Below are 26,721 nucleotides of genomic sequence, written 5' to 3' on the forward strand. Positions count from 1 at the left end.
GGTGGAACCAGTGAAGCCAGTAGGCCCGGTGGAACCAGTGAAGCCAGTAGGCCCGGTGGAACCAGTGAAGCCAGTAGGCCCGGTGGAACCAGTGAAGCCAGTAGGCCCGGTAGGTCCAGTGGAGCCAGTAAGTCCAGTAGAACCGGTAGGTCCAGTGGAGCCAGTAAGTCCAGTAGAACCGGTAGGCCCAGTAGGCCCGGTGGAACCAGTAGAACCGGTAGGCCCAGTAGGTCCAGTGGAACCAGTGAAACCAGTGAAACCAATGGAGCCAGTAGCCCCAGTAGGCCCGGTAGGCCCAGTAGGTCCAGTGGAACCGGTAGAGCCAGTTGGTCCAGTAGGAGAATGTGGGAGAATAATACGGTTAATATCTAAAAGTGAAAAGTTAATGAACATATCTTTGTTTTGATAATCTATCGAAATCACCTCACTAGCATGTTTAAAGAAATAGTAAAGTAATAATTTTTATAGGTATTTCATTTCTATATTATTAATGCAACTTATTTTGGAAACAGTAAATAGCTATCATGACTATAGGGTATTAATTTTTAACCTAAATTTTAATAAAACCTTTATTAAAGATAAAGAGCGCTTTTAAAGGCGCTCTGAGACAAGTTTCATGTTGAAAAAGGGAATTGAGGATATTATGTGCATGCTGTTTTAGAATGTTGTAAATTTTTAATTAAAAATAAAAAGATCTTATAAAAATTTAAAATTTGTATTATTAGATAGTCACCATACAATAAAATATGCTTGTTTGATATAAATGTGTGTCAAATTTACCAAAATATATTTTGGCATGCATAAGAAAAATAAAATACTTTGTTAGCAAATACTAGCGGCTTCAGTGACAGATGGTAGAAAGAGTTTACGTGGTATTGTAATAATCTCAAGCGCAATTTGCGTTGAATATAGGAGTATTGGAGTTAAATCTAAAGCGAGTGTTAAAAGTATTATGAAGCTTGTAAGAATTACAAAACTACCCCAAAAGAAACTTTTTGAAGTGTTGCGGAAATCTTTTATTAAGGAAAAGAAAGAAAAAGATGCGGTAACAATAAGAATGAAAATTTTATACTTATCAGACATTATAACCCTCCCAAAGAACAGTGACTTATATTATACCGTATTTTTCAATATTATTATAAAAAGATTTTAAAGTGAATAATAAGAAAAAAATAAAGCCATAACTTAAAACATTAGTTTAGGTTCTATTGTTTGAATTCTTTGTTTTAGAAGGTATATAATTTGAAATTTAAAATTTTCCAAATGAATTACCATTTTTTATTTCTGATCCAACATCAGGTGCTCAATGAAATGGTATGAAAGATTATAGGCTAGTGATACGAGATTGAATAAGAGGAATCTGCGTGCAGCAAGAGTCCTAGCTCAGATTTCTACTAGAGAAAAGTATTTAGTTGGAGTTGGTATGTTAATAAAAAAAGGATGGATGTGGAAACTAAATATTCAAGACATTAAGGATAAAGGTCAGGAAATATAATTTGGTATTCTGGGAATAACCGGAGGTCCGTAGTTAAAGTTGCATAGAATTTGTATTTTGTTTCTAATTTTTCAATTGTTGTTAAGTGATGAGAACCTAGTCCACGCTGTACACTATGTTGAGAAAGAGTCGGCCCAATTTGTAATTTTCGTTTTTTCATTGCATCGTTCCATGGACTATAAAAAAATTTAAAAATAAAAGCAGGTTCTTTGTAAATGTTATAAGGATAATGCGAACCATGTCTCCCGACTCTATAGTTCCCGTGCGAATTATTGTGAATTAATCTACCGTTAAGATATAGTTGATTTGGATTAGGTTGAATTATTATGCCATGGTAACGTTGTTTAACAAGCGGAGAACTATATCTTGGATTAGTGTAGCCATAAGTCGGATCATCAATCATCATAATCATTCTTATTGAAAACATATTGCCGCCCATAGTGTTAAGTGATTTGAAAAATTGTTCTTTATTATAACAGCACAGGAATTCTGTCGTATTTAATACCATTTTCCATCCTGTAAGTTCTCTTTCAATTTCCATAACTTCTTGATCAACTAAATAAGCATCAAATTCGAATGATTTTGAGTTTCGTATTTCCCAATTAGGAGCGAATGTTTTACAGATTTCAACTGAACGATCAGTGGATCCACGGTTAATAAGAATGCCATGATCAAATAGCTTTGTATGGTGCATTAACCACCACGGAAGTAAATATTCTTCATTGTAAAAATGAGAAATTAAAGTAGTCTTAATCAAAATCACCTCCGTATTTAACCTGCTTCTTATTTAATATGATATGGAAGGAAACCTATTGTTAGAAGGTCTCCTCTTAAAAGTTTTAAACCACATAGGGTATGTGGATGGATTAGTATGTAAAGTAGTCTGAATGATAAAGAGTGGTATTAAAAAGTACAAAATCTAAAATGAGCATCGAATTAGTGTATAACGATTGAAACGGCACTGAAAACTAATAAAACAGCCATAATGATGTTAAATAATTGATTATGTTTTAATAAAAATTTTTGGAACATGGAACCAAAAAGGCTCCAACTAAATGTACTCAGTAAACCGACTATACCTAGAAATAATGAGAAAAGTAGAAAACTTGAATATGAATTGTAGTAAGGGAGTATAAAAGTAGAGACTACTGTGAGTCCGAATAATATTCCTTTAGGGTTAATAAATTGAAGGAAAATACCCACTGTAAATAAGTTTTTATTATTTTTTTCATTGTGACCGGCACCGCCTTTACTAGTAATTATTTTAAAGGCTAAATATAGCATATACGCGACACCTAAAATTTTTAAAGGAAATTCAATTATAGGGATAATATTAATTAATACAATATTAAAGAAACTGCATAAAGAAGTGAGGATAAAAAAACCGAATGCTACTCCAAAGCAAAAGTTTATGCTTCTCTTTAATCCATGTTGATTTGCGTATGTCATAGCTAAGAAATTGTTGGGACCAGGTGTGAAGCTACTTATAAATACAAATAACAAAAAAGAAAATATAGGCATTTCAAAACCCCCTATTTTTTGTGTGTTATAATGACCAAAAAGAACAATATAACGTGTGCTTTTTATTATACATAACGGTCGTTATATTGTATACAGTGTAGGAGTGTTTTTTATGGAAGAAATTCAACTTATTCTGGCAAAAAATTTAAAATCAATACGTGAAAAAGAAAAATTAAGTTTAGAAAAGGTCTCTCAATTAACAGGTGTAAGTAAAACAATGATTGGACAGATAGAAAGAGGAGATTCAAGCCCGACACTAACAACAATATGGAAAATTGCTAATGGTTTGAAAGTATCATTTACCTCTTTAATTAATAATCCTCAGCCTGATACGAAAGTGATTTTAAGAAAGGATATTCAAGTATTGTCTGAAGACAATGGAAAATATAAAGTGTATCCTTCTTTCCCTTTTCAAGATGATAGACATTTTGAAATGTATACAGTGGAAATAGAAACAGAAGGGAAATTAAGTTCAGAAGGGCATAAAGAAGGCGCAGAAGAATTTATAACGGTATTTGAAGGTGAATTGACAGTAAAAGTGAATAACTGTCAATATAAATTAAATAGTGGAGATTCAATTCGTTTTAAGGCCGATAGATCACACTCTTATTATAATTTAGGGAAATCTTTGACTCGATTAAGCATGACAATTTATTATCCAACTGCATAAGTTTACATTTATAGTAACAAAAGATAAAACCATCTATAAGAGATGGTTTTTATTTTTTATCATTCACAAAAAAAGACACTCATCTGAGTGTCAACATAGTATTGCTCTCGCGTATAGGATTGGAGTACGTTTCTCAAATACGTATTGAGATGGTTCGTAAAAGAGAAACTGTCTTCATATTTAATGTAACATCGGTGGAAGTCAGTGTAAATTGATAATATATATACGGAAAATTTAGTATAGATAGTTTCTACTATGAATATAGTGCAATTTGTTCTTTAATGCGCCATCACTTTTATGAAATAATTGGGAGGTTTTTATCATGATAGACTTAGTATTTAATAATGTTTATTAGAAAAAGAATGAATCATTTTTTAATCGATTCGTATAATTGTTAGAGAGGCACCTGTTGAACCACCTCCAACCAAATTAACGATGTATAATACGCCGAATAATTGAAGGGAAATTGTATTATCGGCAATTAAATTATTGTTATAATTTGAAGTTGATATAGCGGGAGAAAAAATAGAACCAGGAAGTGGAGTAGAAGCGTTTAATAGTAGTTTTGTTCCAGTGAGTAGAGCAGTTGTCGTATTAACTTGATAGGTTAAATGATATCTTCTGGCTACAGGAATTGTAAATATATCGTTTGAGGCGTTAACTGTAAAATTACCGAGGCTTTGGTTATTAGAAAGAGGAATATTAGTTCCACCTAATACCTAATGTATTATTAGCGAACATAGAGTTTGTTGTAACTATTGACCCAGTACTTCCGGTAGGTCCAGTACTTCCAGTAAGTCTGTATGGAAGAATAATTTCAAGAGCTATTGATACTAGTTCTTCTATTCTTTTTTCATTTTTATCTTGAATTTAAATCACCTCATTTTTAAATTAGAATGCAATAAGTTTCGTGTTTTTGGAATGGAACTATCATTTTATTATATTAATAGTAGTAGTTAAAGCAACGGTAAAATGTTTAATAACTGTATGAATCATTTGGAAAGAAAAAAGAATAGTTATGAAAGTATTCCTTAATAATAGACTCATACTTATGTAAGTTAATTAAAAATATGTGGAATGAGGAATTAAATTGAAGCGGAATGATAAATTATCAATAAATAAAGGTAAGATAGAACCTGAGAATATTGGACCTACATTTCCAGCTCTTCCACCAATATATATTCCAACAGGAGCAACGGGAGCAACAGGAGCAACGGGGGCAACAGGAATAACAGGAGCAACAGGAGCAACGGGGGCAACAGGAATAACAGGAACAACAGGAGCAACGGGGGCAACAGGAGCAACAGGGGCAACAGGAATAACAGGAGCAACGGGAGCAACGGGGGCAACAGGAACAACGGGAGTAACAGGAGTAACAGGAACAACGGGAGTAACAGGAACAACAGGAGCAACGGGGGCAACAGGAATAACAGGAGTAACAGGAACAACGGGAGTAACGGGAGCAACAGGAACAACGGGAGCAACAGGAACAACGGGAGCAACAGGAACAACGGGAGCAACAGGAGCAACAGGAGCAACAGGAGTAACAGGAGTAACAGGAGCAACAGGAGCAACGGGAGCAACGGGAGTAACAGGAACAACGGGAGCAACAGGAATAACAGGAATAACAGGAGCAACAGGAGCAACGGGAGCAACAGGAGCAACGGGGGCAACAGGAATAACAGGAGCAACGGGAGCAACAGGAATAACAGGAGCAACGGGAGCAACAGGTCCTACTGGGGGGATTGGCCTTATAACAACAACTAATTTGTTATTTTACACTTTTTCAGATGGAGAGAAACTTATATATACAGATGCAGATGGCATAGCTCAATATGGTACAACGAATATACTTTCACCTAGTGAGGTTTCGTATATAAATTTGTTTATCAATGGAATTTTGCAACCACAACCATTCTATGAAGTTAGTACTGGTAAACTAACTTTATTGGATAACCAACCACCATCGCAAGGTTCTTCAATTATTTTACAATTTATTATTATTAATTAAAAAAGACAGATTCTTAATGAAAAGGAATCTGTCTTTTTTGTTCTGAATTACATTCGTTAACATTAAGTGACGATAAATTCAATTGTAATTGGAATTCCGCCGTCTAATGCATCCCCACCAGGAATTGTAATAGCACCAGTAGGACCAGTAGTAACACTGGAGTTCACGCTTGGTTGAAGAATACCGTTCACATATAAGTTGTAATACGTGAAAGTCGGAAAAGCGGTTGCAGTAGTACCCGCATCGTTTAAACAAGCTGTGGCAGCAATTGCAAAAGCTGCACCTGTACCTGTGCCGGCTCCTAGTGTGGATGTAAATCTTCTAGATGCCATAAATGGTTGAATGATAGGCAATTAATTTTCACTCCTTACAATATTTTATTAGAACGAAGTATAAAATAACTTGTCCACTATATTGTATGAGAGTTTTTTATAATAGAAACGGCTTCACCTTTATAAGGTGAGCCCAATTTTGGTAAGGAAATGTTCTTTATTTATATGAAAAAATGATGTTGTTACTTGCGGAATATATGTTAATCGTAAATTCGGTTTTTTGTATTCAAATTAAAATGTGTCTTTGAACCTAAGAGATAAACGTGGAAAAATAAAATAAACCCTTAAGTTTAGGTATTTAATCTAAGCAGTCAATTATTAAAAACATATAATTAATATGTGAGTCATGAACATAATTAAATGACGTTTTCAAGTTTGATTATCATTCATGTTTCCTATTTTAAGAGAAACATATAACTCAACTACTTTTTTCAATTGCATCTTTTATAGTACTTAGAATGGGAAAACACTCAACTATAAGAAAAGTAAGGAGGAAATAAATGAAACATAATGATTGTTTTGATCATAATAACTGCAATCCGATTGTTTTTTCAGCAGATTGTTGTAAAAATCCACAGTCAGTTCCTATTACTAGGGAACAATTAAGTCAATTAATTACTTTACTAAACTCATTAGTATCAGCTATTTCAGCATTTTTTGCAAATCCAAGTAATGCAAACAGATTAGTGTTACTCGATTTATTTAATCAATTTTTAATTTTCTTAAATTCCTTATTACCTTCTCCAGAAGTTAATTTTTTGAAACAATTAACTCAAAGTATTATAGTTTTATTACAATCTCCAGCACCTAATTTAGGACAATTGTCAACATTATTGCAACAATTTTATAGCGCTCTTGCACAATTCTTCTTCGCTTTAGATCTTATCCCTATATCTTGCAACTCAAATGTTGATTCTGCAACTTTACAACTTCTTTTTAATTTATTAATTCAATTAATCAATGCTACTCCAGGGGCGACAGGTCCAACAGGTCCAACGGGCCCAGCAGGAACCGGAGCAGGTCCAACGGGAGCAACAGGAGCAACAGGTCCAACAGGCCCAACAGGAGCGACAGGTCCAGCAGGTACTGGTGGCGCAACAGGTTTAACAGGAGCAACAGGCCCAACGGGAGCAACAGGCCCAACGGGAGCAACAGGCCCAACGGGAGCAACAGGCCCAACGGGAGCAACAGGCCCAACGGGAGCAACAGGTTTAACTGGTGCAACAGGCTTAACAGGAGCAACGGGAGCAACAGGTCCAACAGGAGCAACAGGTCCAACGGGAGCAACAGGTCCAACTGGTGCAACGGGCTTAACAGGAGCAACTGGTGCAGCTGGTGGCGGAGCTATTATTCCATTTGCTTCAGGTACAACACCATCTGCGTTAGTTAACGCGTTAGTAGCTAATACAGGAACTCTTCTTGGATTTGGATTTAGTCAGCCTGGTGTAGCATTAACAGGTGGAACTAGTATCACATTAGCATTAGGTGTAGGTGATTATGCATTTGTAGCACCACGTGCAGGAACTATCACGTCATTAGCAGGTTTCTTTAGTGCAACAGCTGCATTAGCTCCAATATCACCTGTTCAAGTGCAAATACAAATATTAACTGCACCTGCAGCAAGCAATACGTTTACAGTACAAGGCGCGCCTCTTTTATTAACACCAGCATTTGCCGCAATAGCGATTGGTTCTACAGCATCAGGAATCATTGCTGAAGCTATTCCAGTAGCGGCTGGAGATAAAATACTACTGTATGTTTCATTAACAGCAGCAAGTCCAATAGCTGCAGTTGCTGGATTTGTAAGTGCAGGTATTAATATCGTTTAATTTGTTACAATGTTTAGTAAGAAATTAAACAGGGGTTTGTATATAGTCCTTCCTAATAAATTTAGGAAGGACTATATTTTTTGAGGAAATAAGTAATAAATCAATTGAACAATTACTCTTTATTAAGTTCATATAAAAAAGTATAATTTACCCTTTCTCATTTAAGGCATAAGTTATGTAACTTTAAAAATTTCCGATCAGCAAAAAAAGATGAATTCTTTTAAAAGAATTCATCCATAAAATAAACTATTTATTTTTATTACAGTTACATCCTTTTTTCTTTACATAGCCTTGCTCGGCTAAGTCTCTTTGCGATTGGGAATTGGAAGATTGAGAATTGGAAGATTGAGAGGATGCTGAAGAGCTACTATTTTTATTATAAGAGTAGTTTTTTCGATAGTTATAATTACTCATAGTACTATCACCTCCAATTTAATATATAAATATTATATGTATGTACACTATCAATTGTTACTATTATTAATAGGAAGAGAACATACAATAAAAAAATCTCCTCGGTATTTTCCTAGGAGATAAATGATGATTCTTTTAAAAATTTACAAATTAATAGCCCCAGTAAAGAGGAAAGTAATAAGAATCTTGGGGATACGGATTATGTTGTTGAGGGAGGGGCGGGGTTGGGTAATTTTTCATTCCACGGTTTTGATTGCAGTTTGCCGGAGGGCCAATAACAGTAGTTGATTGAATAGGAGAAACCGCTTGTTTCCATTGTTGTTCATTGAGGCAGTAAGTATGGGCCATCATATGAGCCGGAGTTAATCTTAAAATATCAGAACCGAAAATAACTTCTGGCGCTGGGGCATTGAAAATAGCTAATAAATGAGTATTATCAGCTGTAGCAATTTCATAATGCCACCACGCTTGTGGAATGTTGGCAACTTGCCCCGGTTTTATCGGTAAGTTTAAAATTTGATTCGTAAATGGATTAAGTAAAGAAACAACAGCAGACCCTGAAATACAATAAACAAGTTCAGCTGCATTTTGATGAATATGTGGTTCTACAACATTTCCTGTACTTAAATAAATATCTAATAAAGAAGTATTTTCTAAAGTATTTAATTGTTTAATACCGAGTACATTTATATAATTTTGGGCATCTTTCCGAAAAAAATTACTTTTATTTACATCATAAGTAAAATTGGTTGAGGGAGAGGTATAGTCGATGTTGGTAGTCAATTGTATTACCCGCCTTTCTATAGGGAAGTTAGGTTACAAAATTAGGATATGAGTCTAGTCTTTGTTTTGTGCTGTTGTCGGCAGCTTAATAAATTCACTTATTTCATAAAGAATAAGGTGTTAATACTAAACTATATTCGTATTCCCATTCATACTTTGGATTGATGGAAAAAAGTAATGAAAATGTTAATTTAAAAGTACATCAATCATTTATAAGGAGTGAATGTTCATGTCATTTAGTGAAATGATTAGAAATGAAGTACTCAGCTGGGCGGGTGTTTCTGAAAAACCGCATCGATTTGGTGGTATTGAAATAAATTATGGTAAGAAAGAACTTGGCCATCTTCATGGTGATAAATTAGCTGATTTACCATTTCCGAAGTTAAAGCGAGATGAATTAGTGAAGCAAGGATTGGTAAAACCACATCACGTATTACCTGAATCAGGATGGATCAGTTATTATATAAAGAGTGAAGAGGATATTCCATTTGCAATTGAGTTATTTCGTATGCAATATGAACGAATTAAAAAGTAATGAAATAAAGTAGGGTAATAAAAATTTATTTTCATGTCACATCCCTCCTTAATCGTTCGTCTTGTATGTAGAACGATAAGGAGGGATTTTATTATGAATACATTTGATGTAGCAATTGTTGGCGGTGGGCTTGCTGGATTAACAGCATCTATATATTTAGCGAAAGCTGGAAAGAAAGTGATTGTATTAGAAAAATCCAGTCAATTCGGTGGCCGAGGGATGACTATAAATAAAAATGGAATCTGCATGAATCTTGGTGCACATGCTTTATATAGAGGCGGGGCAGCGTTTATAACTTTTAATGAGCTCGGTTTGAATCTTCCAGGTGGAATACCATCTACAAAAGCACATGGAATATGGAAAGGGGATATATTCACCATCCCAACAGATTTTCGCTCAATTTTATCAACACCACTACTTTCGTGGTCTGCAAAAGTACAATTCTCACGTCTTATGATTCGTTTAGGAAATTTAGATGTAGGAGAAGTTCCGAAAATGAGTCTAACTACATGGGCAGAAAATGAAATAAAAGATCCAATGGTTCGCAATATATTTTATGCGCTATGCCGGACAACAACATATACGTTTGCTCCTACAATACAATTAGCATCATCTGTACTAAAGCAAATACAGCTTTCTATAAAAGAAGGAGTGCTGTATGTAGATGGTGGGTGGGAGACGATAATAACAAAATTAAGAGCTATAGCGAATGATATCGGGGTGCAGTTTTTGGCTAAAAAGCATGTTGTGGAAATTGAGCATTCCGAAGGTAAACAAAGAATACATTGTGTTGATGATGAGGTTTTTGAAGTAGGTACAGTCATCGTGACGACTCCGCCGAAAGAGGCTTGTAAAATAATAAAAGGTGCAGAAGGAACAAGTTTGCATAAATGGAGTGAACAATCGGTACCGGTTACTGTTGGTGCATTAGATATTGGCTTGAGACAATTACCCAATCCTACACATCAATTTGTATTAGGATTAGATCAACCTATATTTTTCACAAATCAATCGAGAGCAGCTAAATTAAGTGAAGACGGATCAATTGCAGTGAGTCTAATTAAGTACCATAATCCTGTGCTAGAGATGAATCATATTCATGAAGATAAAGAACAGTTGGAAAGTACGATGGAGTTGTTACATCCAAATTGGAAAAGAGAAGTTGTTGCACAGCAATATTTACCGAAAATAACAGTAGTACATGGTTTTCCTCATATTGACCGTGTTGAAAAGCCGGGTCCTAATATACCTGAAATGCCAGGTGTTTATGTTGCAGGAGATTGGGCAGGGCATGATGAAATATTAGCTGATGCTGCGGTAGCAAGCGGGAAACGTGCAGCGTTACACATTTTAAAGCAATATGAAAGTGAGGCAGTTCATCATGGAAACGGAGCAGTTATATGAAGCGTATCAACCATTATTATTTTCGTTATCATACAGAATCCTTGGGAGTGTTATGGATGCTGAGGATATCGTTCAGGATGTATTTATCTCGCTAAATAATATAGAAGATCCACAATCTATAGAAAATATGAAAGCATATTTATGTAAGATGGCGACAAATCGTTCAATTGATAAATTACGATCGGCAGCGCATAAACGTAACGTGTATGTAGGGATGTGGTTACCAGAGCCACTTGTGGAAGAGAGTGATGAGCCATCAAAGTCATTTATAATGAAAGAATCCCTTTCCACCGCATATTTATTACTTTTACAACAACTATCTGAGGTAGAAAGGATTGTTTTCATATTAAGAGAGGTTTTCAGTTATGAATACGAAGAAATAGCTTCAATTGTTGATAAGAGTAGTGTGAACTGCAGGAAGATCTTTCAACGTGCACGAAAAAGCATGTTGGAGAAACCGAAGCAATCAAAATTAAGCACGGAGAAAATGGCTTCTTATGTTGAAAAGTTTGTAGCATCATTACAGTGTGGGGATACGGAAGGTATGTTGGAAGTATTAAAAACAGATGCTATACTCAAAGCTGATGGTGGCGGTAAAGTTACGACTGCGATCAATCCAATTTATTCTGCAGATCGAATTATTCGCTTGTTCTTTGGGATTGCACAACGATTGACAGAAGAGTACACTGTTGATTTTAAAATGGTAAATGGTATACCAGGAGTTATAGTTACAATAAATAATAAAGTAACGTATGTTCTTTCGTTTGCATTTGAGGATGAGAAGATTTCAAATATTTATATGATGGTTAATCCTGAAAAACTTATGCATTTAAATGTAAAAATATAAAAAAGCGCATTTCTTTAGAAATGCGTTTTTTTATTATTTTTCTAACATTTCAAGAGGTACATCTTTTTCGCCAGCTACCTCAAATTTAATTTCCCCGTCTTCTTCATAAATACGTGTAATAATCGGTATAGTAATCATTAATTTTTTATGCTGCTTTCGTTTTCGAGCAGCATCTAAGCTAATCACGTTCATTTGTAAGCATCCTTTCTTCTGGAAATATATAAACAAAGAAAATGCGTCCGAAAAGGGCGCTTAATTGAATTTGAAATACCGATTCATTTAAATGGGGTTTATATAATTTAATAACTGCAATTTTAATATGAAATAATATGAATGGAATAATTGCACGTAGAAATTAACTTTACCAAAAAACGAAACAATATGCTATAAAAAATTATAAATCTTTGTCATATAACGGGAAAAAGGATTTCGTTTCGCATATAATAAAAGTAGACGGGCAGCAAGAGCTTTTTCATCATATTGCTTGGAAAGGCGATGAAAAGAATGGATACGTTAGATTCATTATTACTTCAACTTGAACAATATGGAGAAGAGCATGATCGGAATAAAAAAATACGGGAAGAAAAATTACGGAATATTTCTCGTGAGATGGGGCAATTTTTATCAATTTTAGTAAAAGGGTGTAATGCAAAAAACATTTTAGAAATCGGAACTTCTAATGGTTATTCTACATTGTGGTTAGCTAATGCGGTAGAAGAAACAAATGGAAATGTAACAACTGTAGAGCTTTCTTCAGAACGAGTTGGAGAGGCACTTGTCAATTTTGAAAAGGCAAACCTTTTACAAAGGATTGATGTTCACAATCAAGAAGCAGGGGCATTTTTAGATTCACAACTAGATGATACATTTGATTTTATTTTCCTAGATTCAGAGCGTACGCAATACATGTGGTGGCTTGAACATATAAAACGCATTTTACAACCACAAGGTCTTCTTGTTGTCGATAATGCTACTTCTCATGCGAGTGAATTAGTTGAGTTTATAAAAATGATTGAAGAAGATGAAATGTTTGAAACAGTATTATTGGCATTTCAAAAGGGTGCATTTGTAGCGCGTAAGAAGAAATAGGATTGAGTGTAATATAATTATCACATTGAAAAAGGGTGTATATCAAAAGATTGCGTGCAGTAGTATGGGAAGGACGTAATTTATATACGTAACATACGAAGAATCCGCCTTCAGCATGTCGGTCTCTAGGTCTTAAGTCTGAGGAAAATTATGTTATTTACAGGTATACTTATAGTAAGAAACAGGGAATGACTGCATAAGCAGGTATTTCTTGAAAATTGATTTCATATAGGCTGTTTGCAAATGAAATACAATATATTAGATGAAATATAGTGCACATAAATTCGCACATATAAATAAAGGAGCGATTTTGTTGACTGAACTCGAGAAAAAAGAACCCGTATCAATTGTGAAAGATAATAATGTAGAAGTAGTAGTTGATACAGTTATAAAAGATGAAGAACTTGATGAATTAAATAAAGAAGCCGATCTTTATGTACAAAAGTTAAATAGCGAGCAAAATACAGATTTATCGAAAGTATTGTCGCAGCTAGGAGATTTGGGGGATAAAGAACAACAAGCAGCAGGACAAACGTTATCAGCATTAAAACGTCCTGTCACAGCGATGATGAATGGAAAGAATGAAGAAATTCCAAATACATTGTTAGAATTACGCAAAGTAGTATCAGAGCTTGATCCGAATTCATTAAAAGCAAGTGGTATGAAGAAAATTATGTTTAAAGTATTTAAGAAAAATCCACTTGAAACATACGTGCATAAATATCAATCTATAGATAAGCAAATTGAGGAAATTATTAGATCCCTTCTAATTGGTCGTGATAACTTACAAGAGGATACAGTTGGTCTTGAAATGTTAAAAGAACAATCGCACGATAAAATTCATGCTCTTGATAAACAAGTATACTTAGGGAAAAAGCTTGCTGGCATGCTTGAAGCTGAGAAACAAAACCCAGAGCGTCAAAGGGATATTCCGTTAATTAACGATGCATTAGAAAAGATACTTGTACGTACACGTAATATGCAGCAAGCGAAAAGTGTATTATTACAATCTATAGCTTCTGTAGACATCATTAAGAAAAATAATGAAAAATTAACAGAGGCGATACGTAATGCGATTACGATGACACAAAACGTTGTAACAGTTTCAGCTGCTATTCAGCTTGCATTAACGAATCAACGGAAAACAATTGATGCCGTAAATGCGACGAATGAAGCAATTGAATCGATGGTATTAAGTAATTCTCAAGCGTTAAAACAAAATACAGAAGAAACGACGAAATTGCTTGAAAACCCTGCTATTAGCATGGATAAATTACGTGAATCATTCCAAAATGTGTTCGCTGCAATTGAAGCATCTGAAAAATCGTCAGAACGTATTATTGAGTCAAGCAAGAAGTTCGTTATTGAACTAGACACATTTAATGATGAGATGAAGCAGAAACTCATTCAGCGTCCAAGGAAATAACGGATTATTAGAGGAGGTGAACAAATGAGTTTCATTCAAACAGTACTATTACTACTCGGTACATTGCTTTTAATAGCATTTACTGTCGTTGTTTTAGTCGTATACTTCGGGCGGAAACTGTATTTTTCATGGACGAAGCCATATAAAAGAGCGCAAGATTCTCTAGATAAGATATCAAACAAATCAATACCGTTTCTACAAGAATTTACACAACATCCACTGTTTTATCGCTGGATTCGCACCGAAGGAAAGAAAGAACAAAATACATTAAATACTCTATTTTGTGCATCAGGTCAACGTACGAGAGAGCAAGTCTTCTCGATGTTACCGAAAGAAAAGCAGAAAAAAGTGCATGTAATGGCAAAAACTACGAAAAAGCTTACGAATGAAGATATTGATGTGGCTGCGATGAAAGTGAAAGATTTCTTAAGACAAGAAACGCAGCAAACTGTAAAACCGACAGACTTATCATTTTACAAATTGTATTTTTATGACCGTTATCCAGACGCATTAAATACAATTCAAGCGTATAAACGCTCAATAAATCCTTCATTACAAAGAACGGTTGATGATATTACAATTTCGGTATTAAATGCACTTCCGTACTATCAAGAGCAACGCATGTTTGAACAACAACATAAACTTGAAACATTCTTAATGAAAGATTTAACGGCCATGTTATCGTTGGTAGTACAATTACCACCTTCACAAAGACCAGAGAAGGAAGAAGAACTGAAGATCTACTTGGAAAATTTCAAAAAAGAAATGGAAGTAGTAGAGCGAGATATTCGCGACTCGATTGATCACGATTTAAATGTGAAGATGAGGGCAGCGACTGAGAAGTTTAAGAATAAATAACAAAAAGCGCCTTAAAAGCTAAGTATCACAGCTTTAAGGCGCTTTTTTTATGAGATTTTATTTTGCTCTAACGGTAGTATGATTAGAAGCCACACTTTCATTATGCAATCGATCAACTGCAGTTACGACATACGTATACGTTTCTCCAGAAGTTGCTGTTTTATCTACATAAATTTCTCCAAGTTTTGTTTTTCTTACAGTAGTAAGTAAATTTTTCGGATTTTGTATATCCACTTCATTTTTCCCATTCACGCGGTAAATAGCGTAATAAGCAGAATCATTATCTCTATTGTCAATGATACCGATTGCAATACCTTCATCTCTTGGAATGGCGCCTTTTAAAGTCGGTTGTTTTGGTGGATCATGATCAAGCCAAGGCATAGGCGGGATTAATGCAGGATGTTTATATATGTTTTTTGAAAGTCTATCTTTAACTCCGAGTGGATTGTTATTAATATCTTTTAAGCTAAAATGCATACTACCTTTTATATCAGGATATAGCCGGTTTAATGCAATTTGTTTTGGATATTCTTCTGGATCAGACCAAGCAGGGACGGAGTTATTATTAATTTTATAGGCCGCTTGACCGATGTATAGGTGAATCGGTTTGTTATTTGTTTCTTTAACCCACCAATCTACTAATATGTCATATGCAGCTGGGGTGAAACCTATATTCCAATATATTTGCGGTGTAATGTAGTCAATATATCCTTTTTGTATCCACTCACGTGTGTCAGCATAAAGGTCATCATAGTTTCTTTGGCCTGCGGTTGTGTTAGAGCCAGTGGGATCGTCAGCTATATTTCGCCATACGCCGAACGGACTAATGCCAAACTTTACATATGATTTTTCTTGTTTTATAGCAGTATTTAAATCTTTTACAAGTTCATTTACATTATTACGTCGCCAATCTTCTATATTTGTAAATCTACCATTATTATATGTTTCGTATGTTTTCTGATCTGGAAATTCTTCACCGGCTACTTTATATGGGTAAAAATAATCATCCATATGCAGCGCATCAATATCGTAATTTTGTACGATTTCTAAAGCGCCTTCTGTTATAAATTTTTTTACTTCCGGAATACCGGGATTGTAATATAACTTTCCGCCATAAGTGACAACCCAATCGGGATGTTGCCTTGCAGGGTGATTATTTGATAATCGATTTATATCGGTGTGATTCATCGTTATTCGGTATGGGTTAATCCAAGCGTGGAATTCTATATTTCTTTTATGAGTTTCTTCAATCATAAATGCGAGCGGGTCATAACCAGGATCTTTTCCTTGTGTTCCTGTAATGTATTCAGACCAAGGACCGTAATTTGAAGGATAGAAAGCATCAGCGGTTGGTTTAATTTGTACAACAACTGCATTCATACCAGTGCTTTTTACATCGTCTAATAATCTTATAAATTCTTGTTTCTGTTTTTCAATGGGTAAGCCAGTTTTTGAGGGCCAATCAATATTCACAACAGATGCAATCCATACAGCACGTAATTCATGTTTTTTGTATGCAGTATTTACTTCAGCATAAGTAAAGTGAGGGGGAATGAAAGAGAAAGGGATGAACAAGATGACGATACAACATATCATTAATAAACGTTTAACGATCATTTATACGCCTCCCTATCATATGATTATTTAAAATAATATATGAGGCGAGGTTGATTTTGCAATAGAGAAAATTGCATATTGAAACATTAATTTAATAGGAAAAATATTTTTAATGAAATTTACTTTCATTATAACTAAATTCATTTACTACTTCATATGCTTGTTAGTAAAGTGAAACTTCCTTTCATTTGAAGGGTAATAAATTATAAGTATAGGAGGATTAATAAATGAAAGTCTTGTTCGTCTGTTCTGGAGGAATGTCCAGTGCAATTGTTGTAAACGCTTTAAAAAAAGAAGCGGAGAAAAATGGTGTGAACATGGAAGTGCATGCAATTGGAACGAATGAGGTAGAGGAAGAAGTAAAGAATGGCTGGGATGTCGTAATGGTGGCACCTCAAATAAGACACCGATTTGACTCTGTAAAAAAATTTGCAGAGGAGGGATCTATTCCGTGTGGCATCATACCGCCGCAAGCATACACACCGCTTGGCGGCCCGACTTTATTAAAAACTGTAAATGAATTAATCAGTTAGGGGGAAACGTTATGAATAAGTTTGTCACGTTTCTTGATAAAAACTTATCTGGACCGATGGCAAGGCTTTCTGAGCAGAGACATTTACAAGCAATCCGTGATGGAGTTATTTCGGCGTTACCATTTATTATAGTAGGAAGCTTCTTTTTAATAGTAGCATTTCCACCACTGCCGAAAGATAGTTTTATATCAGTTTGGGCATTAAAGAATCAAACAAGTATATTGATACCATATCGTTTAACCATGTTTATTATGTCCTTATATATCGCATTTGGAATAGGATATAATTTAGCGAAAAGTTATAAATTAGATGCTTTATCAGGAGCACAGCTCGCGGTATGTTCACTACTTTTAACATTAACGCCTGAGTTAATTGATAAAAAAGGATTCATGCTTCCGATGACAAATCTCGGAGGTCATGGATTATTTGTGACGATGATTGTTTCTATTTTATCCGTAGAGATTTTAAGGTTTTGTAAGAAGAAAAATGTAATGATTAAAATGCCAGAACAAGTACCGCCATCTGTATCGCGTTCATTTGAAGCACTTATACCTGCAGCATTCGTTATTATTATAATGAGTCTAGTAACTGTCGTTTTTAGCATTGATTTACACCATGTTGTTGATAAATTAGCAGCACCATTAGTAAAAGCTGGGGATAGTTACTTCGGTGTAATGATTCCAGTGTTTTTAATTACGTTTTTTTGGTCATTCGGAATCCATGGTGTGTCGGTTGTTGGAACTGTTGCTCGGCCATTATGGGAAGTATACCTAGGGAAAAATGGTGAAGCAGTTGCTAGTGGAGCAGATCAGTTGCCATTTATTTCACCAGAGCCGTTATATCAATGGTTTATATGGATTGGCGGTTCTGGTGCGACGTTAGGGCTTGTATTAGCTATGATTGTATTTGGTCGATCGAAATATTCGAAAGCATTATCAAGAACTTGTATTGTTCCGGGTATTTTTAATATTAATGAACCAGTCATATTCGGATTACCGATTGTACTAAATCCAATTTTAATTATCCCATTTATCATTACACCACTTGTAACAGCAACTGTTGCATATTCAGCAACTGCGATGGGATTTGTAACACCAACGCATATTATGCCGCCATGGACACTACCTGCTCCAATTGGTGCATATTTAGCAACAGGTGGAGATTGGCGTGCGATTGTATTAGTTTTTATAAATATAGCAATATCGTTCCTTATTTATTTACCATTCTTTAAAATGTACGACAAAAATATGCTTGAAATTGAAAAGAATGGTGACGGGGAATCTGTTAATCCTTAATCTGCACGCTGTTATTTTGAGTGATAGACTTTTTGTCTATCACTTCTTTCACATTAAAACTAGAAAGGGGGAAATAGAATGAATATAAAATTTAGTTATAAAGGCGTATTTTTATTATTATTTGGAGTGATTTGTGCAAATTTACTTTTTGTCCCTTTATTAGGCATGCTAAATCTATCACAAATGCATAGTATATGGCTCGTTACAAGTATTGCGGCAAGCGTTTTGCTTACGGTAGTTGTTTCTTTCATTGATGGATCGTTTGCATCAAAAGCTCAGTTGTTTTTTAGATTTATATTGTTTTCGATTGGTTGTACGTTCGTTACTTACATGATTGTTTTTTAGTAAATAGGAGGTCATGCACGTTATGTATATTGCAGGGGTAATGTCTGGTACTTCATTAGATGGAATAGATGTAGCGCTCGTTCATATAGAAGGAAGTGGTGTAGATTCTAAAATCGAACTCATCCATTTTACTACTGTTCCATTTTGTAATGATATGAAAAATGAGATCCAACAAGCGTTATCAATTGAAACTTCGAATGTCCAACTTATATGTAGTTTAAATTTTAAACTTGGTTTATGCTTTGCCAATGCTGTAAAGGAAGTTTGTAAAGAGGCCAATTTTCCTTTGAGACAATTAGATTTAATAGGCTCTCACGGACAAACGATTTATCATCAGCCAAAGCAAGAAGGGAATATTATTTCTTCAACATTGCAAATTGGGGAACCAGCAGTAATAGCATATGAAACGAACACGACGGTTATCTCGAATTTCCGAACGATGGACATGGCGGCAGGGGGACAAGGTGCACCACTTGTACCATATTCAGAGATTATTTTATATCGGCATCAAACTAAAAATAGACTACTGCAAAATATTGGCGGGATTGGTAATGTTACAGTGGTTCCAAGTAAACGAAGTAATGAGAGTGTTATTGCTTTTGATACTGGACCAGGCAACATGGTAATCGATGAAGTATGTCAAAGATTATTTCATGTACCATATGATCAAAATGGTTGGATCGCAAGTCAAGGGGTGGTTGTAGATGAAATTTTAACATACTGTATGAACCATCCATTTTTGAACGTGAAACCACCAAAATCAACAGGTAGAGAACATTTTGGAGAAGCGTTTGTGACTGAATTATTAAATCGATTTGAAAAGCATAGTAAAGGAAATATATTGGCAACTGTCACGATGTTTACAGCATGTTCAATTGTTCATCATTATAAGGAGTGTATTTTACCGTATTATGACATTGATGAGGTGATTTTAGCTGGTGGTGGAAGTTATAATAATACACTTGTTGAAATGATACGGAATGGATTAAGAGAAGAGAAATGTAGTATATGTATACAAGAGGATATTGGTCATTCTTCAGCAGCGAAAGAAGCGATTGCATTTGCTATTTTAGCAAACGAAACGTATCATCGTAATCCGAGTAATGTGCCGAGCGCAACAGGTGCTAAGAATTCCGTGGTTTTAGGGAATGTAACATTCCCTCCAATATGTAAATGAAAATGAGGCGAACATATGAAGTATATGATTGGAGTAGATGGCGGGGGAACGAAGACAGAGGCAATTGCATTTGATCAAAATGGAAATGAAGTTGTAAGAGGTACGAGCAGATTTGGAAATGTATTAATAGATTTTGATCAGGCGCTTTTGCATATTATGGAAGCAATTAATCAATGCCAGAAGAATTTAATAAATGAGCATTGCGTTTGTATTTGTTTAGGATTAGCTGGTATAAGCGGAGCGAATACAAATGAATTAACATTACGTTTAAAAAAGAAATACGGAACAAAAATTGAAATTTTTAATGATGCAATGATCGCGCATGCAGCTGCTTTAAAAGGTAAGGATGGAATATTAACTATAGGTGGTACAGGTGCAATTTGTATAGGAAAGAAAGGAGAAGTATATCAGTATAGCGGTGGATGGGGACATATTTTAGGAGATGAAGGGAGCGGATATTGGATTGCATTACAAGCTTTAAAGAAAATGACAATTCAATTCGATCAAGGAATCAGCCTTTGTCCATTGAGTTTGAATATTCAAAGGCAGTTTCAACTTTTGACACCGTCTCATATAAAAAGCTTAGTATATACTTCTTCTAAAGATAAAATTGCAGCAATCGCACCATTAGTTATTCAGGAAGCGAGAAGTGGCAATGATGATGCGCATGAAATTATAATGCAAGCTGGAAAGGAATTAGCAAGAATTACGGTAGATGTTTATAACAAGATGCAATTTAAGCGCTCAACTCCAATTGCAGTAAGTGGCAGTATATTGCGTTTAGTTCCTGAAATATTTGCTGTATTTAAGAAATGCTGTGAAGAAAGTATGAAAGAAATTACATTCGTATCACAAGCAGAAATGGCAGTGAAAGGAACATACCATTTAATGAGGGATATATATTTTTAAAATTAGCGCATGAGAATTTTTGTATGATTTGTAAAAATATGATGTTAAAATGTATAAAGGGATGTATGTTAAAAACGTACAATATACGTAGTAATTGAATATTGTATATGTATTCCCATTTAGAAAGTGAATGATTACATGATTAATAGTATGCAGTTTTTATATTTGGTGGCTTCTTATTTAATTGGAAACATATTGACCGCTTATATAGTAACAAAATTGAGATATAACGTTGATATTAGGGATGAAGGAAGCGGAAATCCTGGCGCAAGAAATATGGGGCGCGTATATGGAAAAGGGTATTTCATCGCTACATTTTTAGGGGATGCGATTAAAGGGGCAATCGTTGTTACTGTTGCAAAATATCTTTTTGAAGATCCTACATTCATAATGTTAACATTATTGGCCGTTATTATTGGACATATTTACCCAGTTTTATTTAAAGGTAAGGGCGGTAAAGGTATTTCAACATTTATTGGAGGATTAATCGCATTTGATTATTTGATAGCGCTTACCCTCATAGGCATTTTTATTGTATTTTATTTAATATTCAAAGGATTTACGAAGCCAGGACTAATTACGATTGCTTGTTTACCAATTTATATGATTCTTTATTCTTATTCTGTTGTTACGACTATTTTAAGTGGAATGATTATTGTACTTATTCTATATGTAAATCGAGAATAAAATAAATGTTTAATAAGTGGGGATAATCTCCACTTATCATTTTTTATTAAATAGATAAAGGAGATAAGGCATGGGGTTAATTTATAAAGTTGCTAATCAAGATTGGGAATTTGAAAGTATACATAAATTAAATTATAAAACTTTTGTAGAAGAGATTCCGCAACATGAAGAAACGAAAGACCGGTTTCGTATAGATCGGTTTCATGAAGAAAATACATATTTAATTTGTTTAGATGAGGATAGATTAGTAGGTATGGTCGCGGTGCGGGGAAAACGACCATTCTCGTTAGATTATAAAATTTCAAATTTAGATGTTTATTTGCAAGAGCATGGAGAAAAAGTGTATGAAATTCGTTTACTTTCAGTAGAACGTGAATATAGGAATGGAAGAGCGTTGTTAGGATTAATCCGTTTTCTACATCGTTATTTGCTTCTAAATGGATATGAATTAGCACTCATTTCTGCAACAACACGTGAACTAGCTTTATATGAGCAAATGGGATTCAAAGTTTTCCATACGTTAGTTGGTACAGAAGAAGCGGCCTTCCAGCCAATGTATGTTACCCCTGCTATGTTTGAAGAATCGAGCGTTGGGGGGATTATGACGAAAGAATATACGTTTTTACCTGGTCCAGTAGATATTGAAGAGAACATTCGAAAGGCATTTTCTACGCGGCCTATTTCGCATCGCTCTAAGTCATTTCAAGTGATGATGGACAATGTGAAAAAACGGTTACTTTACATGACAAAAGCAAAACATGTACAGCTTATGTTAGGAACAGGGACGTTAGCAAATGATGCGATTGCTTTACAGTTACGTTCTTTAAAAGGGAAAGGACTAGTATTAACAAATGGGGAATTTGGTAATAGATTAGTTGGACATGCAAAACGAGCACAGTTACATTTTGATACTTATAAAAAGGAAATGGGAGATCCATTTATTTATACCGAATTAGAAGAAATCATGACAACTGGAAATTATGAATGGCTTTGGTTTGTTCATCATGAAACATCTACTGGAATGTTAAACGATTTAAACGAGCTAAACACTCTTTGTAACGAGAATCAAATAAAACTATGTGTAGATTGCATAAGCTCAATTGGAGCAATACCATTAGACTTAAAGGATGTGTATTTTGCAAGTGGTGTTAGCGGTAAAGCGATTAAATCATATACAGGAATTTCTTTCGTTTTTCATAACCACATTGTAAAAATAAACGAGGCTGTGCCGGCCTATATGGACATTGGTATGTATGAAGAAAATGAAAGCATTCCATACTCACAATCATGGAATTTAATTTATGCATTGCAAGAAGCGTTGAAGAGATTTGAAGATGAAAAGGTATTTGTAAAAATTAAAGAGACATACGAGTATATTGAAGAAGTTATTACTGATATGGGGTTAAAGCTTGTTTCACCTAAAGAACATGCCGCGAAAATTATATTTACAATTCAATTAAGCGAAGGTCAGTCTTCTAAAACGGTAGGTGATGCGTTAGCTTTACAAGGATATATTGTCCATTATGAATCAGCGTATTTACAAAAGAATAACTGGATCCAAATTGCATGCCTGAATCATTATAAAGAACGTGATATGAAGAGGATGTTAAATTGTTTGCAAATGTGTTTATTTCAGAGTGGGGTACATATATAAAGACTTTTTCTTTTCGTATAAAGGAGCTACGACTTACGAAAACTTAGGAATAGAACATTGGAAGAGGTGTAAGTATGATAACTAGAAAACTCCCATTACATATAGACGATATTAAAAAAGCTCACAAGATTCTAGATAGAAATGCTCGTAAAACGCCATTAGTAAAATCTTTTTACTTGACTAGTAAAACGGGCGGAGAAATTCATTTGAAATTAGAAAATATGCAGTTAACGGGTTCTTTTAAATTCCGTGGCGCATTTAATAAAATGTCGCGGCTCACGGATCAAGAAAAAGAAAAAGGTGTAATTGCATGTTCAGCAGGTAATCATGCGCAAGGAGTTGCATTATCAGCGCATTTACTTGGTATTAAGAGTAAAATTGTTATGCCAATTTCTGCACCTCAGGCGAAAGTGGAAGCAACTAAAGGATATGGATCTGAAGTGATTTTACATGGTGAAACCTTTGATGATGCAAAGGCAAAATGTGAAGAAATTATAAGGGAAACAGGTGAGACATACTTACATCCATATGATGATGTAGAGGTAATGGCTGGGCAAGGTACAATTGGATTAGACATTCTGGATGATATGTGGGATGTTGATACTGTCATTGTACCAATCGGTGGAGGCGGAATTATTTCTGGTATTTCTGTAGCATTAAAATCTTTTAATCCATCCATTAATATAATTGGTGTCCAAGCAGATAATGTTCATGGAATGAAGGCATCTTACGATAAAGGAGCAATCGTAGAACATTATGAGGCGCCTACTATTGCAGATGGTTGCGCAGTTAAAATACCAGGGGAATTAACATTTGAAATTGTAAAAGAATTAGTAGATGATATTGTAACTGTATCAGAAAAAGAGCTGGAAGTAGCGATGAAAGATTTATTACAACGTGGGAAAGCTGTTGTAGAAGGTGCAGGTGCATTAGCGACTGCTGCACTGCTTGCAGGGAAAGTTGATAGCTATATAAAAGGAAAAAAAGTAGTAGCGGTTATATCTGGTGGGAACGTGGACTTACAGCGCATATCAAGTGTATGTGAGCACTTTTTTGTCGCTAATGAAGTGAAATAGTTTTATAAAAGAAGAGCTAAGAGAAATGATCTTAGCTCTTACTTTTTGTCTACCGTTTACTGTAAGTAGCAATAAGTTTGCAGAATTTGCTGTTTAATGAATTGTTTTATTTAAGCGTCTATTTTTACACATATCTTTAATGTTACAATAATTATTTCAATATTGTCGAAACATAAGCAGAAATTTAATATAATAGTTTTAATGTGCTAATGAGCGGTGAGGAGGGCAGGTCATGAATAAAGAAGAACAGGTCATGAACGGTTTCAGGGAATTATATAATAAGCTGGTTTGGCTTAATAAAGATAAGATGGAAGAAGGTCTTAAAGGTTTTAAGTCTTCTGAAGTTCACTGCATTGAATATATTGAAAACAATGCAGATTCTAACGTGACACAACTCGCAGAGGCTTTTTATGTGACTCGCGGCGCTATAAGTAGAATGACTAAGAAGCTCATACAAAAAGGCCTTATTGAAAGCTACCAAAAGTCAGAAAATAAGAAAGAAATTTATTTTAGGCTTACGGAAGAAGGGAAAGAAATTTATAAAATCCATGAAGATCTGCACAAAGAGTTTCAAGAGCGGGATAAAGCTGTATTTGAGCAAGTAACTGAAGAAGAATTCGACAGTATAATTCGTTTCGTGGAAAAGTATAGTAGACATTTGGATGCAGAAATAAAGAAACAAGGTGTACATATTAAATCGTAATACATTTTAATAATAAAGTGAAACATTAATCAGTGGGGGTTTTCTTCATCTCCACTGATTATCAGCCCTCACCAATCGGGCTTTTACGGGCAGCCTTACTCTAATGAGAATAGGCTGCTTTTTTATCATGTTATTTTTGTTGACTAATCAACAAAACAGAGTTATCATTTTGTTGACACGGCAACAAAATGTTTTGAGGAGAGAAGTTAAATGTCTATATTTAGATCACAAAATGAAAGGGAAACTGAAAAAAACATAGATAAACATGCTTTACTATTCGGACTTATTTCTGTATTTCTTTGTGGTATAGGTTTCAGTATCATCATGCCTGTAGTTCCATTCTTAGTACAGCCATATATAAGTAATTCAGAAGAACAAGCATTAGTTGTTACACTACTAACTTCCGTATATGCGGCTTGCGTGTTTTTTGCTGCCCCAGTACTCGGAGCTTTAAGCGATAAATATGGGCGTCGTCCATTACTTTTAATATGCTTATTTGGTTCTGCAATTGGGTACTTAGTTTTTGGTATAGGAGGAGCTTTATGGGTACTATTTGCTGGACGCATAATAGAAGGAATAACAGGCGGGAGCATAAGTACTATCTTCGCATATTTTGCAGACATTATTCCAAAAGAGCAGAGAACGAAATACTTTGGATGGGTGAGTGCAGTTGTAGGTGCGGGAACTATCATTGGCCCAACCCTTGGAGGATTACTTGCTAAGTTTGGTGCTACTGTACCTTTGTATTTTGGAGCAATCATAACTTTATTAAATGTTGTATATGGGATGAAATATATGCCAGAGAGCCTTGACAAAAATAATAGATTGAAAGAGATTACTTTTGTAAGGTTGAATCCTTTTGCACAGCTAGCAAACATACTTTCCATGAAAAATTTAAAATGGTTACTTGTCTCGGCGTTTTTACTTTGGATACCTAACGGATCTTTACAAGCAATTTTTACACAATTTACAATGGATACTTTCAGTTGGAAACCTGCATTAATCGGACTTATGTTTTCAATTTTGGGCTTTCAAGACATTGTTTCACAAAGTTTTATCATGCCAAAGCTTTTAATCAAGCTTAGTGATAAACAAATAGCAATTCTTGGGATGGTTTCGGAGATTATAGGCTACAGTTTTATTGCAGCATCAGCTTTGTTTTCGGTGTATCCACTACTTATCGTCGGAATGTTAATGTTCGGCTTTGGTGATTCAATTTTCGGGCCTTCATTCAACGGGATGCTTTCAAAGTCTGTTAGTTCTAGTGAACAAGGAAGGATTCAAGGTGGAAGCCAATCTATTCAAGCTTTAGCAAGAATGATTGGTCCTATTATTGGAGGGCAAATCTATGTATCGCTTGGTCATGCTGCACCTGCTTTTATGGGTGTGATCCTTATAGTCGCGGCAATAGCAGTTTTGTATAGGGGGACACGTGCAACTGTATAACAGATAGATATAAGAACAAATAATAGGGTGACAGAACTTAGGAATAAGTGCTGACACCCTATTTG

The 26,721-nt window shown here is 34.8% G+C and carries 26 protein-coding genes and 2 pseudogenes; 19 read left to right on the plus strand and 9 right to left on the minus strand.

Features of this window, described 5'->3' with window-relative positions; all coding sequences use genetic code 11:
- The 4 genes and pseudogenes from ACTFRU_RS00005 to ACTFRU_RS00020 form a co-directional block, all read right to left on the minus strand.
- A pseudogene (locus ACTFRU_RS00005) lies at positions 1-393 on the minus strand (collagen-like protein); the annotation flags it as partial.
- 429 nt (positions 394-822) lie between these two features.
- On the minus strand, positions 823-1,083 hold the full coding sequence (locus tag ACTFRU_RS00010) for a hypothetical protein (protein WP_078993328.1): 261 nt from the start codon (positions 1,081-1,083) through the stop codon (positions 823-825).
- A gap of 386 nt (positions 1,084-1,469) precedes the next feature.
- A complete protein-coding gene (locus ACTFRU_RS00015; RefSeq protein ID WP_139850029.1) occupies positions 1,470-2,252 on the minus strand; it encodes a glycosyltransferase family 2 protein in 783 nt (260 codons plus the stop codon).
- Positions 2,253-2,431: 179 nt separating this feature from the next.
- Positions 2,432-3,016, minus strand: a complete 585-nt coding sequence (locus tag ACTFRU_RS00020; RefSeq protein ID WP_139850027.1) for a LysE family transporter — start codon at positions 3,014-3,016, stop codon at positions 2,432-2,434.
- Between the two features lie 55 nt (positions 3,017-3,071).
- Here ACTFRU_RS00020 and ACTFRU_RS00025 point away from each other — a divergent pair, with 55 nt between their 5' ends.
- Positions 3,072-3,686: a helix-turn-helix domain-containing protein gene (locus ACTFRU_RS00025; RefSeq protein WP_139850025.1), complete on the plus strand. Its 615-nt coding sequence runs from the start codon at positions 3,072-3,074 to the stop codon at positions 3,684-3,686.
- Positions 3,687-4,060: 374 nt separating this feature from the next.
- Here ACTFRU_RS00025 and ACTFRU_RS00030 read toward each other — a convergent pair.
- Positions 4,061-4,556, minus strand: a pseudogene (locus ACTFRU_RS00030) (BclA C-terminal domain-containing protein).
- 220 nt (positions 4,557-4,776) lie between these two features.
- Here ACTFRU_RS00030 and ACTFRU_RS00035 point away from each other — a divergent pair.
- The gene (locus tag ACTFRU_RS00035; protein ID WP_440037367.1) at positions 4,777-5,697 is read left to right on the plus strand and encodes a DUF4183 domain-containing protein; all 921 of its coding nucleotides are present in this window, start codon (positions 4,777-4,779) and stop codon (positions 5,695-5,697) included.
- A gap of 62 nt (positions 5,698-5,759) precedes the next feature.
- On the opposite strand, the gene ACTFRU_RS00040 is transcribed toward ACTFRU_RS00035, so the two are convergent.
- Positions 5,760-6,050 carry a DUF4183 domain-containing protein gene (locus ACTFRU_RS00040; protein ID WP_001121647.1) on the minus strand — a complete coding sequence of 97 codons (291 nt, stop codon included), beginning with the start codon at positions 6,048-6,050 and terminating at the stop codon, positions 5,760-5,762.
- A 479-nt stretch (positions 6,051-6,529) separates the two neighbouring features.
- Between ACTFRU_RS00040 and ACTFRU_RS00045 the strand changes: the two genes are divergently transcribed.
- On the plus strand, positions 6,530-7,858 hold the full coding sequence (locus tag ACTFRU_RS00045; protein ID WP_440037368.1) for an exosporium glycoprotein BclB-related protein: 1,329 nt from the start codon (positions 6,530-6,532) through the stop codon (positions 7,856-7,858).
- 564 nt (positions 7,859-8,422) lie between these two features.
- Here ACTFRU_RS00045 and ACTFRU_RS00050 read toward each other — a convergent pair.
- Positions 8,423-9,055 carry a cupin domain-containing protein gene (locus ACTFRU_RS00050; RefSeq protein ID WP_102956701.1) on the minus strand — a complete coding sequence of 211 codons (633 nt, stop codon included), beginning with the start codon at positions 9,053-9,055 and terminating at the stop codon, positions 8,423-8,425.
- A gap of 229 nt (positions 9,056-9,284) precedes the next feature.
- Here ACTFRU_RS00050 and ACTFRU_RS00055 point away from each other — a divergent pair, with 229 nt between their 5' ends.
- From ACTFRU_RS00055 to ACTFRU_RS00065, 3 genes are all read left to right on the plus strand, one after another.
- On the plus strand, positions 9,285-9,590 hold the full coding sequence (locus tag ACTFRU_RS00055; protein ID WP_000010318.1) for a luciferase domain-containing protein: 306 nt from the start codon (positions 9,285-9,287) through the stop codon (positions 9,588-9,590).
- Between the two features lie 93 nt (positions 9,591-9,683).
- Entirely contained in the window at positions 9,684-10,994 is a 1,311-nt protein-coding gene (locus tag ACTFRU_RS00060; protein ID WP_102956700.1) for a phytoene desaturase family protein, read from the plus strand.
- Positions 10,972-11,841 carry a sigma-70 family RNA polymerase sigma factor gene (locus tag ACTFRU_RS00065; protein ID WP_000447162.1) on the plus strand — a complete coding sequence of 290 codons (870 nt, stop codon included), beginning with the start codon at positions 10,972-10,974 and terminating at the stop codon, positions 11,839-11,841. Before ACTFRU_RS00060 ends, ACTFRU_RS00065 begins: the two co-directional genes overlap by 23 nt.
- A 33-nt stretch (positions 11,842-11,874) precedes the next feature.
- Here ACTFRU_RS00065 and ACTFRU_RS00070 read toward each other — a convergent pair whose 3' ends face one another.
- Positions 11,875-12,033 (minus strand): hypothetical protein, encoded by a 159-nt coding sequence (locus tag ACTFRU_RS00070; RefSeq protein ID WP_001100984.1) that lies wholly within the window; start codon positions 12,031-12,033, stop codon positions 11,875-11,877.
- Positions 12,034-12,336: 303 nt separating this feature from the next.
- Between ACTFRU_RS00070 and ACTFRU_RS00075 the strand changes: the two genes are divergently transcribed.
- The 3 genes from ACTFRU_RS00075 (at position 12,337) to ACTFRU_RS00085 (ending at position 15,214) form a co-directional block, all read left to right on the plus strand.
- The gene (locus ACTFRU_RS00075) at positions 12,337-12,930 is read left to right on the plus strand and encodes an O-methyltransferase (protein ID WP_049107825.1); all 594 of its coding nucleotides are present in this window, start codon (positions 12,337-12,339) and stop codon (positions 12,928-12,930) included.
- A 313-nt stretch (positions 12,931-13,243) separates the two neighbouring features.
- Entirely contained in the window at positions 13,244-14,356 is a 1,113-nt protein-coding gene (locus ACTFRU_RS00080) for a toxic anion resistance protein (RefSeq protein ID WP_000137402.1), read from the plus strand.
- Between the two features lie 24 nt (positions 14,357-14,380).
- Positions 14,381-15,214 (plus strand): DUF3974 domain-containing protein, encoded by an 834-nt coding sequence (locus tag ACTFRU_RS00085; protein ID WP_000008372.1) that lies wholly within the window; start codon positions 14,381-14,383, stop codon positions 15,212-15,214.
- 57 nt (positions 15,215-15,271) lie between these two features.
- Here the strand turns inward: ACTFRU_RS00085 and ACTFRU_RS00090 are convergent, their stop codons facing one another.
- Positions 15,272-16,831 (minus strand): glycoside hydrolase family 10 protein, encoded by a 1,560-nt coding sequence (locus tag ACTFRU_RS00090; protein ID WP_440037369.1) that lies wholly within the window; start codon positions 16,829-16,831, stop codon positions 15,272-15,274.
- 227 nt (positions 16,832-17,058) lie between these two features.
- Between ACTFRU_RS00090 and ACTFRU_RS00095 the strand changes: the two genes are divergently transcribed.
- From ACTFRU_RS00095 to ACTFRU_RS00140, 10 genes are all read left to right on the plus strand, one after another.
- Complete coding sequence (locus ACTFRU_RS00095; RefSeq protein ID WP_006921708.1) at positions 17,059-17,364, plus strand: PTS sugar transporter subunit IIB; 306 nt, start codon at positions 17,059-17,061, stop codon at positions 17,362-17,364.
- 11 nt (positions 17,365-17,375) lie between these two features.
- A complete protein-coding gene (locus tag ACTFRU_RS00100; RefSeq protein WP_001032280.1) occupies positions 17,376-18,659 on the plus strand; it encodes a PTS sugar transporter subunit IIC in 1,284 nt (427 codons plus the stop codon).
- A 78-nt stretch (positions 18,660-18,737) separates the two neighbouring features.
- Positions 18,738-19,004: a hypothetical protein gene (locus tag ACTFRU_RS00105; RefSeq protein WP_001021963.1), complete on the plus strand. Its 267-nt coding sequence runs from the start codon at positions 18,738-18,740 to the stop codon at positions 19,002-19,004.
- 22 nt (positions 19,005-19,026) lie between these two features.
- A complete protein-coding gene (gene anmK, locus ACTFRU_RS00110; RefSeq protein WP_078993321.1) occupies positions 19,027-20,181 on the plus strand; it encodes an anhydro-N-acetylmuramic acid kinase AnmK in 1,155 nt (384 codons plus the stop codon).
- Positions 20,182-20,196: 15 nt separating this feature from the next.
- Positions 20,197-21,090: a BadF/BadG/BcrA/BcrD ATPase family protein gene (locus tag ACTFRU_RS00115; RefSeq protein ID WP_049107811.1), complete on the plus strand. Its 894-nt coding sequence runs from the start codon at positions 20,197-20,199 to the stop codon at positions 21,088-21,090.
- Between the two features lie 138 nt (positions 21,091-21,228).
- Positions 21,229-21,777 carry a glycerol-3-phosphate 1-O-acyltransferase PlsY gene (gene plsY, locus ACTFRU_RS00120; protein WP_102956698.1) on the plus strand — a complete coding sequence of 183 codons (549 nt, stop codon included), beginning with the start codon at positions 21,229-21,231 and terminating at the stop codon, positions 21,775-21,777.
- A 70-nt stretch (positions 21,778-21,847) separates the two neighbouring features.
- Positions 21,848-23,431, plus strand: a complete 1,584-nt coding sequence (locus tag ACTFRU_RS00125; RefSeq protein ID WP_440037370.1) for an aminotransferase class V-fold PLP-dependent enzyme — start codon at positions 21,848-21,850, stop codon at positions 23,429-23,431.
- Between the two features lie 74 nt (positions 23,432-23,505).
- A complete protein-coding gene (tdcB, locus tag ACTFRU_RS00130; protein ID WP_000632953.1) occupies positions 23,506-24,507 on the plus strand; it encodes a bifunctional threonine ammonia-lyase/L-serine ammonia-lyase TdcB in 1,002 nt (333 codons plus the stop codon).
- Between the two features lie 232 nt (positions 24,508-24,739).
- Positions 24,740-25,210, plus strand: a complete 471-nt coding sequence (locus ACTFRU_RS00135; RefSeq protein WP_001030896.1) for a MarR family transcriptional regulator — start codon at positions 24,740-24,742, stop codon at positions 25,208-25,210.
- Positions 25,211-25,420: 210 nt separating this feature from the next.
- Complete coding sequence (locus tag ACTFRU_RS00140) at positions 25,421-26,656, plus strand: MFS transporter (protein ID WP_078993318.1); 1,236 nt, start codon at positions 25,421-25,423, stop codon at positions 26,654-26,656.
- Positions 26,657-26,721: the final 65 nt, after the last annotated feature.

Origin of the sequence: Bacillus cereus group sp. MYBK220-1, from assembly GCF_051916445.1 — a bacterium.
Classification (GTDB): Bacteria; Bacillota; Bacilli; order Bacillales; family Bacillaceae_G; genus Bacillus_A; species Bacillus_A cereus.